At 59.5% G+C, this 12,352-nt stretch carries 12 protein-coding genes; 9 read left to right on the forward strand and 3 right to left on the reverse strand.

The genetic code is table 11. The annotated features are described in order from the left end of the window. Nucleotides 1-5: 5 nt before the first annotated feature. Complete coding sequence (nadA, locus tag JNO51_RS02775) at nucleotides 6-920, reverse strand: quinolinate synthase NadA (protein WP_215781089.1); 915 nt, start codon at nucleotides 918-920, stop codon at nucleotides 6-8. A gap of 204 nt (nucleotides 921-1,124) precedes the next feature. Between nadA and JNO51_RS02780 the strand changes: the two genes are divergently transcribed. From JNO51_RS02780 to xerD, 7 genes are all read left to right on the forward strand, one after another. Next, nucleotides 1,125-3,803 carry a bifunctional acetate--CoA ligase family protein/GNAT family N-acetyltransferase gene (locus JNO51_RS02780; RefSeq protein ID WP_215781091.1) on the forward strand — a complete coding sequence of 893 codons (2,679 nt, stop codon included), beginning with the start codon at nucleotides 1,125-1,127 and terminating at the stop codon, nucleotides 3,801-3,803. A gap of 139 nt (nucleotides 3,804-3,942) precedes the next feature. Beyond that, the gene (rpsP, locus tag JNO51_RS02785) at nucleotides 3,943-4,188 is read left to right on the forward strand and encodes a 30S ribosomal protein S16 (RefSeq protein ID WP_215781093.1); all 246 of its coding nucleotides are present in this window, start codon (nucleotides 3,943-3,945) and stop codon (nucleotides 4,186-4,188) included. A gap of 35 nt (nucleotides 4,189-4,223) precedes the next feature. Further along, the gene (gene rimM / locus JNO51_RS02790) at nucleotides 4,224-4,730 is read left to right on the forward strand and encodes a ribosome maturation factor RimM (RefSeq protein ID WP_215781095.1); all 507 of its coding nucleotides are present in this window, start codon (nucleotides 4,224-4,226) and stop codon (nucleotides 4,728-4,730) included. Then, nucleotides 4,730-5,497, forward strand: a complete 768-nt coding sequence (gene trmD / locus JNO51_RS02795) for a tRNA (guanosine(37)-N1)-methyltransferase TrmD (protein WP_215781098.1) — start codon at nucleotides 4,730-4,732, stop codon at nucleotides 5,495-5,497. The genes rimM and trmD overlap by 1 nt, the downstream gene beginning before the upstream one ends. A gap of 1 nt (nucleotide 5,498) precedes the next feature. Beyond that, complete coding sequence (gene rplS / locus JNO51_RS02800) at nucleotides 5,499-5,867, forward strand: 50S ribosomal protein L19 (RefSeq protein ID WP_215781100.1); 369 nt, start codon at nucleotides 5,499-5,501, stop codon at nucleotides 5,865-5,867. Between the two features lie 88 nt (nucleotides 5,868-5,955). After that, nucleotides 5,956-6,423, forward strand: a complete 468-nt coding sequence (locus tag JNO51_RS02805; RefSeq protein ID WP_215781102.1) for a methylated-DNA--[protein]-cysteine S-methyltransferase — start codon at nucleotides 5,956-5,958, stop codon at nucleotides 6,421-6,423. Beyond that, nucleotides 6,407-7,294: a site-specific tyrosine recombinase XerD gene (gene xerD, locus JNO51_RS02810; protein ID WP_215781105.1), complete on the forward strand. Its 888-nt coding sequence runs from the start codon at nucleotides 6,407-6,409 to the stop codon at nucleotides 7,292-7,294. The genes JNO51_RS02805 and xerD overlap by 17 nt, the downstream gene beginning before the upstream one ends. A gap of 59 nt (nucleotides 7,295-7,353) precedes the next feature. Here the strand turns inward: xerD and clpA are convergent, their stop codons facing one another. Continuing rightward, a complete protein-coding gene (clpA, locus tag JNO51_RS02815; protein WP_215781107.1) occupies nucleotides 7,354-9,630 on the reverse strand; it encodes an ATP-dependent Clp protease ATP-binding subunit ClpA in 2,277 nt (758 codons plus the stop codon). Then, nucleotides 9,630-9,938: an ATP-dependent Clp protease adapter ClpS gene (clpS, locus tag JNO51_RS02820; protein ID WP_215781109.1), complete on the reverse strand. Its 309-nt coding sequence runs from the start codon at nucleotides 9,936-9,938 to the stop codon at nucleotides 9,630-9,632. Before clpS ends, clpA begins: the two co-directional genes overlap by 1 nt. A 207-nt stretch (nucleotides 9,939-10,145) precedes the next feature. On the opposite strand from clpS, the gene JNO51_RS02825 reads away from it, so the two are divergent. Beyond that, complete coding sequence (locus tag JNO51_RS02825) at nucleotides 10,146-10,349, forward strand: cold-shock protein (RefSeq protein WP_215781111.1); 204 nt, start codon at nucleotides 10,146-10,148, stop codon at nucleotides 10,347-10,349. A gap of 613 nt (nucleotides 10,350-10,962) precedes the next feature. After that, nucleotides 10,963-12,282: a cadaverine/lysine antiporter gene (gene cadB / locus JNO51_RS02830; protein WP_215781113.1), complete on the forward strand. Its 1,320-nt coding sequence runs from the start codon at nucleotides 10,963-10,965 to the stop codon at nucleotides 12,280-12,282. Nucleotides 12,283-12,352 lie beyond the last annotated feature (70 nt).

Genomic DNA, 12,352 nt, shown 5'->3' on the forward strand with positions numbered 1-12,352 from the left:
TCGGGTCAGGCCAGGTAGCGCTGGCTGAAGGCCAGCATGCGTTCGATCGGTACGCGGGCGGCGTCCATCTGCGCCTCGCTGAGATAGTCGATTTCCAGACCGATGCCATCCTGGGCGCGTTTGACTGCCTCGACGCTGTTGAGCTTCATGTACGGACAGGAGTTGCACTGGCAGCCGGCATAGATCGGCGCCTGGCGCAGGTCGAGATCCGGACGGGCCAGCCGCATGTTGTACAGGATGCCGTCTTCGGTGGCGACGAAGATCACGTCCTTGGCATCGCCCTGATAGTTTTTCACCCAATTGAGCATGCCGGAGGTCGATCCGACGTATTCGGCGCGCTGCAGGACCGGCAGCGGGCTTTCCGGGTGGGCGATCAGGTGGGCCGCGTCCACCGCGCTGATGGCTTCGTTGAGTGCGGTTTCATTGAACTTGTCGTGGACTTCGCACACGGCCGACCACAGCGGCATATCGTAGCCATACTGGAAGTTCAGGTAGGCGCCCATGTTGCGGTCCGGCGAGAAGATGACCTTCTTGCCCTGACTGTAAAGGTCGGCAATCACGTCATCCACGTTGCGGCTGGTGACAATCCAGTCGGACAGCGCCTTGTGTTCGGCGCTGGAGTTGATGTACGACACATGGACATGGTCCGGGTAGCTGTTGCGCCACTTGGCCAGGGCACTGACATCGGTCTGGGTGACCAGCGAACAGGTGGAACCGGCATCCGGCAGGATGACCCGTGCATTCGGGTTGAGGATCTTGGCGGTTTCCGCCATGAAGCGCACGCCGGCAAACACGATGATGTCCGCCTGCGCTTCACGGGCGTACAGCGAGAGCTCCAGACTGTCGCCGACCTTGTCGGCCATCTGCTGGACTTCGGGCTGGGTGTAATAGTGGGCTAGGGTGACGACACGTTTCGTCATGATACTTTCATCTCTTCCTGACAACTTGGGCAGGTTTGGGCCAATAGCGTAGGTTATCAAGTCTGTGACCGGATTGCCACTTTGCCGCTGATTTGACTGTCGGACGATACTGAATCAGAGGGCGGTGATATTCTTGTCGAATAAAGTGGCCAGTTGCCATCCTGCAGGCTGGCCGTGCATTGCATGCGAATGTGGATGACGCCGATGAAACCGCATTATCTGACCTCCTTGTTTTCGCCTCGCAACGTCGCCGTCGTGGGCGCGAGCGATACGCCGGGCTCCATTGGCCAGGCTGTGTTCGCCAATCTTCTGACAGGCAACTTTCAGGGCAAATTGTTCCCGGTCAACCTCAATCACAAGGTGGTCGGCGGCGTGCCGGCACACCAGTCCGTGCGTCAGATCGAAGCACCGCTGGACATGGCGGTGGTGACCACGGCGCTGCGTACCCTGCCGGCGATCATGCGCGATTGTGGCAAAAAGGGGATCAAGGCGGTCCTTCTGGCCAAGGAGTTCTCGGACGCCGAGCAGCTGGAGCGGGAAATTCTCAATGAGTCGGTCGGCATTGCGCGGCATTACGGCATCCGGGTGCTGGGTCCCAATGTGCTGGGACTGATGCGCCCGGTGGCCGGCTTCAATGCCAGCAATTACACCAGTAAGGTGCGCCCGGGCAATCTGGCGCTGGTATCGCAGTCGAGTGCGCTGTGTACCGCCATGCTCGACTGGGCGGACAGCAAGGGGATCGGCTTCTCCAGCGTGGTGTCGGTGGGGGAGGCGGTCGACGTCGACTTTGGTGAAATTCTCGATTATTTGGTGGCCGACAACTTTACGCAGGGTATTTTGTTGCACGTGCACCACATTCATGATGCGCGTCGTTTCATGAGCGCCCTGCGGGCGGCGGCCCGAACCAAGCCGGTGGTGGTGATCAAGTCCGGCCGCTACGAAGACGGGGTAACCGGCCTGACGCATTCGAGCAATCTGATCGCCAGCGCCGATGTCTTTGATGCCGCCCTGTCGCGCGCCGGGGTGCTGCGCGTCGATACCATTGCCCAGCTGTTTACTGCCGCCAAGGTGCTGGCAGCCAATTTCCGTGTACAGGGCAATCGTCTGGCGATCGTGACCAACGGTATCGGTCCGGGAGTGCTGGCCGCCGACAGTGTCGCCAGTTACGGCGTCGAACTGGCCCAACTGACACCGGAGACCCTGGCGCTGCTCAATCAGGTGCTGCCGCGTAACTGGTCCGGCGGCAATCCGCTCGACATCATCGGCGATGCCAGTCCGATGCGCTTTCGCACCGCGGTCAAAGCCTGTCTCGATGATGCCAATGTCGATGGCGTGCTGGTGCTCTTTACCCCGCAGGCGGGTACCGATCAGCTGACCACGGCCCAACTGATGATCGGCCTGCAGCGCGAGGCCAGCAAGCCGATCTTCCTGTCCTGGCTCGGCGAGGCCAAGGTGGCCGAAAGCCGCGAGCTGTTCAGCAAGGCCAAGTGCGCCCACTTCCGTGCGCCGGAGTACGCCATCGAGGTATTCCGCAATCTGGCCAATTACCATCAGAACCAGAAAATGCTGCTGCAGACGCCGGGGCCGCTGGAGGGCAAGCGTGAGGCGCCGGATGTCACCACGGCGCGGGCCGTGATCAATCTGGCGCTGGCTGATGGCCGTACCCTGCTCTCCGAGTATGAGTCCAAGCAGGTGCTGGCGGCCTTTCATGTGCCGGTCAATCAGACCCTGCTGGCGCGTACGGAAGACGAAGCGGTGGCCTGTGCGGCGGAAATCGGCTATCCGGTGGTGCTGAAAATCGATTCGCCGGACATCTTCTACAAGTCGGATGTCGGCGGTGTGGAGCTGAATATCACCAATGAGGCCACGCTGCGGGCGGCCTTTGTCGGCATCATCGACCGCACCCGCTCGGCGCGTCCCGATGCCCGCATCGACGGGATTTCCGTGCAGCCCATGCGTCGCCGGCGTTTTGCCCGCGAGACCATGGTCGGCGTCAGTCATGATGCCCAGTTCGGTCCGGTGATGACGTTCGGTGCCGGCGGCATTGCCGTTGAGGTCATGAACGACCGGGCGCTGGCCCTGCCGCCACTGAATGACTATCTGGTCAACCGCATGATCGACAAGACGCGCATCGGTCAGTTGCTGGGGGCCTTCAAGAACATGCCGCCGGTGGACCGCGATCAGCTGGCGCAGGTGCTGTTGCACGTCTCCGAGCTGGTATGCGAGCTGCCGCAGGTGCGCGAGCTGGATATCAACCCGCTGGTGGCCGATGACCTGGGGGTCATTGCGCTGGATGCGCGCATCGTGGTGGCCGCCGTGCGTGAAGACCGCAAGCGTTACAGCCACATGGCCATCATGCCGTACCCGACGCGGCAGATCCGCCAGGCGCAGCTGGCCGATGGCACCCCGGTGACCATCCGCCCGGTGCGGCCGGAGGATGCCGAGATGCAGCAGGCCTTCGTGCGCAATTTGTCGGAAGAGAGCCGCTATAACCGCTATATGTCCAGCATCAAGCAGCTGTCGCAGACCATGTTGGTGCGCTTTACTCAGCTCGATTACGACCGGGAAATGGCGCTGGCACTGGTGCGTGATGACGGCCAGGGGGCGGAGGAGCAACTGGCTGTGGCGCGCTTCATTACTGATCCGGATAACGAAGGCTGCGAGTTTGCGCTCGAGGTGGCCGATCACTGGCAGGGGCACGGCATTGGTGCCTTGCTGATGAATGCCTTGTTCGACGCGGCGCGCGAGCAGGGCCTCAAGGTCATGCGCGGCGAGGTGCTGGCCAGCAACAAGGGCATGCTGAAACTGATGCGCAAGCTGGGTTTCAGCGTGGAACCACACCCGGAAGACAGCTCGCTGACCAACGTGACCCGGGCGCTCTGAACCGCGCAGAGTGTCGGGTTTTCCGCCCCCGGACAGGCCCGTTGGCAGGCTTGACAGAATAAGCGCTTGCCAGATAAGGGAAAACTGACCTAGAATCATGGGCTTTTCTATTGATCCGTTTTCATTAAGGACATCGACAATGGTAGTCATTCGTTTGGCTCGTGGCGGCTCCAAGAACCGTCCGTTCTACAACATCGTTGTGACCGATTCCCGCAATCGTCGTGACGGTCGCTTCATCGAGCGCCTGGGTTTCTACAATCCGGTTGCCAACGAGAAGGAAGAACGCGCACGTTTCACCATGGACCGTGTGAACTACTGGATCGGCGTTGGCGCGCAAGTATCCGATAGCGTTGCCCGTCTGCTGAAAGAACAGGCAGCAGCCTGATCGATCTTCTGATCCCGAATACGGAAGCAGGGCGCATGCGCGACAACGATCTGGTCATCATGGGTTTTGTGCGCGGCGCCTTTGGCGTGCGTGGCGGTATCAAGGTGCACGCCGATACCGAATTCGTCGACAGCCTGTTCGATTACCCGGTGTGGTGGTTGGGCAGGAATGGCGACTGGAAGCCGTACAACTTCGTCGACGGGCAGGTCCAGCCCAAGGCGTTGGTGGCACAGCTGGAAGGGGTGACTGATCGCGATGTGGCCGAGGCCATGCGCGGCATGCAGATCGCCGTTCCCCGCAGTGAGCTTCCCGAAGCCGAGGAAGATGAGTATTACTGGAACGACCTGATCGGCCTGAAGGTGAACAACCTTGAGGGCGAGTCGTTCGGCAGTGTGACGGAACTGATGGAAACCGGTGCCAATGACGTGCTGGTGGTAGATGACGGCCCCAAACGCCGTCTGATCCCGTTTGTAGATGCGGTGATTGACCGTGTCGACCTTGAGGCAGGCCTCATCGTGGTCGACTGGGGTGCCGACTACTGATGCAGATCGATGCCATCACGCTGTTCCCGGAGATGTTCGATGCCATTTGCGCCAGCGGGATAACCAGTCGCGCTCTGCAGCAGGACATCTGGGGCTTCAAGGCCTGGAATCCGCGTGATTTTACCGACGACAATTACCGTCGCGTCGATGACCGCCCCTATGGGGGAGGTCCCGGCATGGTGATGTTGCCGGAACCGCTGGAAATGGCCATCGAGGCCGCGCGTGCCCGTCAGCAGGCGCTGGGTATCGACAGCCATGTGGTGTATTTGTCGCCACAGGGACGCAGGCTTGACCACGACAAGGTGGTCGAACTGGCCGCGCGTCCCGGCATGATCCTGTTGTGCGGTCGTTATGAAGGGATTGACGAGCGCCTGATCGAACGCCAGGTCGATGAAGAAGTCTCCATCGGCGATTATGTCCTGTCCGGTGGCGAGCTGCCGGCCATGGTGCTGGTCGATTCGGTGGTCCGTCAGTTGCCCGGTGCGCTCAATGATGCGCTGTCGGCGGATGAAGATTCTTTCGCCACCGGCCTGCTCGATTGCCCGCACTACACCCGACCGGAAGAATACCGGGGCATGCGGGTACCGGACGTCTTGATGTCCGGTAATCATGCCCTGATTGCCGCCTGGCGGCTCAAGCAGGCGCTTGGCAGAACCTGGCTTCGCCGCCCGGATTTGCTGGCCGCCCGCAAGTTGTCAAAACAGGAGTCTCGGCTGCTGGCTGAGTATCAGCAGGAACAAGCCTCCGTAAAAAATCAGGAGTTGTAACATGGATCTGATCCAAATTCTGGAACAAGAAGAAATCGCCCGTCTGGGCAAGACCATCCCGTCCTTCAACCCGGGCGACACCGTTGTCGTTCAGGTCAAGGTAAAGGAAGGTAACCGTGAGCGTCTGCAGGCTTACGAAGGCGTTGTCATCGCCAAGAAGAACCGCGGTCTGAACAGCTCGTTCATCGTGCGCAAGATTTCCGCTGGTGAAGGCGTTGAGCGTACCTTCCAGACCTACTCCCCGCTGGTGGCTTCCATTGAAGTGAAGCGCCGTGGTGACGTGCGTCGCGCCAAGCTGTACTACCTGCGCGGTCGTACCGGCAAGTCCGCACGCATCAAGGAAAAGCTGTCGTTCAAGAAAGAAGCTTGATCGACCGGGTTTTCGCTATGATGAAGCGCAAGGCTTACGCCTTGCGCTTTTTTTCTGCCTGTCGTCTGGACATCACAAGGACTGGCACATGAATGAGTCGGTGGTGATCACGGTACCCTTCGGTTGTCTCGCGATCGAGACGTACGAAGACCGCCTGGCAAGTATCCGTTTTCTGCCGGGCGATCATCCCTTGTCGGCGCCGCAGCGCGGCGGGCTGGCGGAAGAGGCCGTGCGTCAGGTGCAGGCCTGGCTGGTGGATCCGCACTTTGTCTTCTCCCTGCCTTTCCTGCTCCAGGGCAGTGATTTTCAGCGGCGCGTCTGGCAGCGCATTGCCGCGATCCCGCTGGCGCAGACCTTGAGTTATGGTGCCCTGGCGCAAGAACTGGGCAGTGTGGCCCGTGCCGTCGGCGGTGCCTGTGGCCGTAATCCGCTGCCGCTGGTCATTCCCTGTCACCGGGTGGTCGCGGCAAGCGGCAGCGGGGGCTTCAATCAGTCGGCGGGACGGGAGACGGTCAGTATCAAGGAGTGGTTGCTCGCTCATGAACGACGTGCTTGATGTACTCGATACCTTTCTGGACCATCTCTGGCTCAGCGATGGTCTGTCGCGCAACACCCTGGCGGCCTACCGGCGCGACCTGAACAAGCTGGCGCTCAGGCTGGAGCAGGTGGGCGGCAATCTGGTCACGGCCGATGGCCAGGCCCTGGCTTCGGCCTTGCTGTTGTGCGCTGATCAGGAGAAACCGGCGACGCGCGCCAGACTGCTCAGTGCCGCCAAGCGTTTCTATCAATACCTGCAGCAGAACGGCATGCGCGGCGATGATCCCGTGGCTCGCATGGCGACCCCCAAGCAGGGTCTGCGTCTGCCCAAGACCCTGTCCGAGGCCCATGTCGAGGCCTTGCTGGCGGCACCGGATACCGGCACCCTGCTTGGACTGCGTGACCGCTGCCTGTTTGAAGTGCTCTATGCCACCGGCCTGCGGGTTTCGGAGCTGGTCGGGCTGACGCTGCAGCAGATCGATCTGGTCAGCGGGGTGCTCAAGACGGTCGGGAAGGGGAACAAAGAGCGACTGGTGCCGCTGGGGGAAATCGCCGTGGAGTGGCTGCAGCGCTATCTGAGCGAGGCGCGTCCCCATCTGCTGTCCGGCGTGCAATGCGACGCGGTCTTTATCACCCGTCTCAAGGGGCCGATGACCCGTCAGATGGCCTGGTACCTGATCGTGCGCTATGCCGAGCGCCAGGGCTTGCCAAAGCTGAGCCCGCATACGTTGCGCCATGCCTTTGCCACGCATCTGGTCAACCACGGTGCCGACTTGCGCGTGGTGCAACTGCTGCTGGGTCATGCGGACATCTCCTCCACCCAGATCTATACCCATGTGGCGCGCGAGCGGCTCAGGCAACTGCATGCCGAGCACCATCCCCGCGGCTGAGACAAGACATGAAAAAGCCGGTGGCGAATGCCACCGGCTTTCAGTTGGCTGCGGACTGCTTACAGCGCCTCGGCCAGCTTCTCTTCCTTGAATTGCAGTTCGACCTTGCCTTCTTCGTTGACGCTGACCGTCACCTCGCCACCATCGGCCAGTCGGCCGAACAGCAATTCGTCGGCCAGCGCCTTGCGGATGGTGTCCTGGATCAGGCGGGCCATCGGGCGGGCGCCCATCTGCGGGTCGAAGCCATGCTTGGCCAGGTAGCTGCGCAGCTCGTCGGTGAAGTGGATCTCGACGTGCTTGTCGGCCAGCTGGTGTTCCAGCTGCATCAGGAACTTGTCCACCACCTGCAGGATGATCTGCTCGTCCAGCGTGCTGAACGAGATGATGGCATCCAGCCGGTTGCGGAACTCGGGACTGAACAGCCGCTTGATGTCGGCCATCTCGTCGCCGAGGGCGCGTTCGTTGGTAAAGCCCATGGTCGGCTTGGACAACGATTCTGCCCCGGCATTGGTGGTCAGAATCAGGATCACGTTGCGGAAATCCGCTTTGCGACCGTTGTTGTCAGTCAGCGTGCCATGGTCCATCACCTGCAGCAGCACGTTGTAGATGTCCGGATGCGCCTTCTCAATTTCATCCAGCAGCAACACCGAATAGGGGTGCTTGGTGATCGATTCGGTCAGCTGTCCGCCCTGTTCGAAGCCGACATATCCCGGCGGCGCGCCGATCAGTCTTGAAACGGCATGACGCTCCATGTATTCGGACATGTCGAAGCGCACCAGCTCGACGCCGAGCGCATAGGCCAGCTGGCGGGCCACTTCCGTCTTGCCGACCCCGGTCGGACCGGAGAACAGGAAGGAACCGATCGGCTTTTGCGGATTGCCCAGGCCGGAACGCGACATCTTGATGGCGGTGGCCAGGGCTTCGATGGCCTTGTCCTGACCGAACACCACGTTCTTGAGGTCGCGGTCCAGGTTACGCAGCACGTTCTTGTCGCTGCTCGACACCGTCTTGGCCGGGATGCGGGCAATCTTGGCCACGATTTCCTCGATCTCGGACTTGTTGATGACCTTCTTCTGGCGCGACTTGGGCAGGATCTTCTGCGCAGCCCCGGCCTCGTCGATCACGTCAATCGCCTTGTCCGGCAGATGGCGGTCATTGATGTAGCGTGCCGACAGCTCTGCTGCCGTGGCCAGCGCACCGGCGGTATAGCGAACGCCGTGATGCGACTCGAAGCGCGACTTCAGTCCCTTGAGAATTTCCACCGTCTGCTCGACCGTCGGCTCGGCAATGTCGATCTTCTGGAAACGACGCGACAGGGCGTTGTCCTTCTCGAAGATGCCGCGGAACTCGTTGTAGGTGGTGGCCCCGATGCACCGCAGATTCCCGTTGGACAGTGCCGGCTTGAGCAGGTTGGACGCATCCAGCGTGCCACCGGAGGCCGCGCCCGCACCGATCAGGGTGTGGATTTCGTCAATGAACAGGATGGCATGCGGATCATCCGTCAGCTGCTTGATGACCGCCTTGAGCCGCTGCTCGAAGTCACCACGATACTTGGTGCCGGCCAGCAGGGCGCCCATGTCCAGCGCGTAGACCGTGGCGCCTTCCAGTACCTCCGGGACCTCCTTGTTGACGATACGGCGTGCCAGCCCCTCGGCGATGGCGGTTTTGCCCACACCGGCCTCACCGACCAGCAAGGGGTTGTTCTTGCGGCGACGGCACAGGGTCTGCACCGTACGTTCCAGTTCCTGTTCGCGCCCGATCAGCGGGTCGATCTTGCCGTCGCGCGCCAGGGCATTGAGGTTCAGGGTGTAGTTTTCCAGCGCCCCGCCCGCGGACGGAGACTGCTCTTCACCATCGGCCTCGCTGCCTTCACTGCGCGACTCGGACGGCTGTTGCTGCGAGCGCTGCTTGGTGATGCCGTGGGAAATGAAATTCACCACGTCCAGACGGGAAATGCCCTGCTGGTGCAGGTAGTACACCGCATGCGAATCCTTTTCGCCAAAAATGGCGACCAGGATATTCGCGCCGGTGACTTCCTTCTTGCCGGACGACTGGACATGCAGGATCGCGCGCTGAATCACGCGCTGAAAACCGAGGGTCGGCTGGGTTTCCACTTCGGATTCGCCAGGGACGGTCGGGGTATGTTCATCGATGAAATCAGTCAGCTGTTTCTTCAGCTGATCCAGATTGGCACCGCACGCTCGCAAAACATCCGCGGCGGACGGGTTGTCAATCATGGCCAGCAGCAGGTGTTCGACGCTGATGAATTCATGCCGCTTGCGTCTGGCATCCATAAACGCCATATGCAGGCTCACTTCAAGCTCTTGGGCAATCATCAGTTTTCCTCCATCACGCATTGGAGCGGATGCTGATGCACTTTCGCGAAGTGCAACACCTGCTCAACCTTTGTTGCAGCCACATCTTTGGTATAAATGCCACACACGCCGTGGCCCTGCGTATGTACCTGAAGCATGATCACGGTCGCCTGCTCGCGATCCTTGTGAAAGAAGCGCTGCAGAATCTGTACGACAAAATCCATGGGTGTGTAATCGTCATTCAATAACAACACCTTATACATGGGTGGCGGGGTAGTGCGCACTGTTGATGCCAGGTTCTCGGCATCTTCCTTGTACTGCGTAGACATGTCGGCTTTCGGCAAAATCGCTGCTTACTACAATTTTGGTTCCAGTATTAATTTTTTCAAGTGCATTCAATTCGATTACTTATGACTTGACGCTGTGGCAATGGTTGCGTAGAAATGCACTCAGGTGCTTGGCTTAATTGAAATCTATGCGAATTAGTTAAGCTTTTGTTGTTCGGCCTCACCAGCCTGTTTATGCAAGGAAGTGAAATGGCAACTGGTATCGTCAAATGGTTCAACGACGCTAAGGGCTTCGGCTTTATTACCCCGGATGAGGGTGGTGAAGATCTGTTCGCCCACTTCTCGGCCATCAACATGCAAGGCTTCAAGTCCCTGAAGGAAGGGCAACGTGTAAGCTTTGACATCGTCAATGGTCCGAAAGGCAAGCAAGCGTCGAACATCCAGACTGCTTAACCTCGTTACAGGTTTAGGGAGGGTCGACCTCAATCGACCACTGGATCTAGATGAACCCGCCACAAGCGGGTTTTTTCTTGCCCGAAAAGTTTGTTCCAGATCAAGTCCATCCGCATTTGTTTTTCAGCCCATACCTCATATCCCCTTTGAATTTTCAATGCCCTATAGATGGCGCCCCCACTTGCCAGAACCCTCTTTCGATCCCTGTAAAGACGTCATGGTTGCTTTTGTCATATTTGTAAAAACAAAAAATCTTCAATAAAACAATGATTTGTCTTGTGTTGTTGCGCTGCAAGAGCGAATGGCAAAAGAGGTTCTTGGCTTTGGCTAATGCAGGCAGGCAGTGAGAAAGGGGCGTTTGCCCGGGTAAGTTTCGCTTAATTAGAGATTCATTATTAGTTAATTTTTTGTTATTCGGACTAGTCCTACACTTGCCTCGTGCTCAAGTAAGCACTCCTCGAATGAAAAGCAAACATACAGGTCGACCGCAGCAAGGCCAGGCCAGTATCCGCAGCTTGATCTCTTTCGTGAGAAACACAGAAAAGGCAACAGACCAGGTCATCCCGCCGGGAACCGGTACTGACAAGCCTAAACCCTGAGGTACTTGAAGACTATGACTACGACACCTAAGAAAATCGGTTTGCTCGCCTGCATCGGCGTGGTCGCCGGCAACATGATGGGCAGCGGTATCGCTCTCTTGCCAGCCAACCTGGCTCGCATTGGCTCGGTATCTATTCTGAGCTGGATTATTTGTATGTTTGGCGCCATGTGCCTGGCGTATGTCTATGCCCGCCTGGGCACGGTCAACCCGCAACAGGGTGGTCCGATCGCTTACGCCGGTGAAGTGTCGCCGGCCTTCGGTTTCCAGACCGGCGTGCTGTACTACCACGCCAACTGGATCGGCAACCTGGCCATCGCCATTACCGGTGTTGCCTACATGTCGACCTTCTTCCCGATCCTGAACCAACCGTGGCCGGCAACGATCGCCTCGGTGGCCATCGTCTGGATCTTCACTTTCGTCAACCTGATGGGTGGTGCCTGGGTCAGCCGTCTGACCTCGTTCGGCCTGATCCTGATCCTGATCCCGGTCGTTCTGACCGCGACCGTGGGCTGGGGCTGGTTTGATGCGCACACCTACATGGCCAACTGGAACACCTCGGGCAAGACCGATGGCTCCGCCATGGTCAGCGCTGTGATCCTGTGCCTGTGGGCCTTCGTTGGTGTCGAGTCCGCTTCCGTGTCCACCGGTCTGGTCGACAATCCGAAGCGTACCGTGCCGCTGGCTACCATGCTGGGTACCGGTCTGGCCGGCCTGGTGTACATCTCCTCGACCCAAGCCATCAGCGGCATGTTCCCGGCCAAGGAAATGGCTGCTGCAGGTGCGCCGTTCGCGCTGGCTACCAGCCACATGTTCGGTAGCTGGGCTGCACCGCTGGTTTCGCTGTTTGCGGCTTTCGCCTGCTTCACCTCGCTGGGTTCCTGGATGATGCTGGTAGGCGAAGCTGGTCGTCGTGCTGCCAATGACGGCAACTTCCCGGCCATCTACGGCAAGACCGACAAGCATGGCGTGGCCCGTTTCGGTCTGCTGCTGGCTTCGATCAAGATGACTGTCCTGCTGATTCTGCTGAACCTGTTCGCTGGTTCGGGCAATGCTTCCGGTCTGTTCAATCAGCTGACCTCGATCGCCGTGCTGCTGACCCTGCTGCCGTACTTCTACAGCTGCATCAACCTGATCCGTTTCGAAGGCATGACCACCAAGAGTGCTGTCAGCCTGGTGGCCTGCGTGGTCGGTAGCGGTTTCTGCATGGTCGGTCTGGCCGGTGCGGATGCTACCCCGCTGATGGGCACCTTCATTGTTTCGCTGATCATCCTGATGTTCTACGCCCGCAAGATGGGTGCCCGTCAGGCTGCCGGCGCCGCGATCGACGCCTGATCCGGCAAAGAATCTGTCGCCAGCCGGAGGGCTCCGGCTGGTGGCTGTAAACCCCAAGAAAGGGAAGTTT

This window comes from Paludibacterium sp. B53371, from assembly GCF_018802765.1.
Lineage (GTDB): Bacteria > Pseudomonadota > Gammaproteobacteria > Burkholderiales > Chromobacteriaceae > Paludibacterium.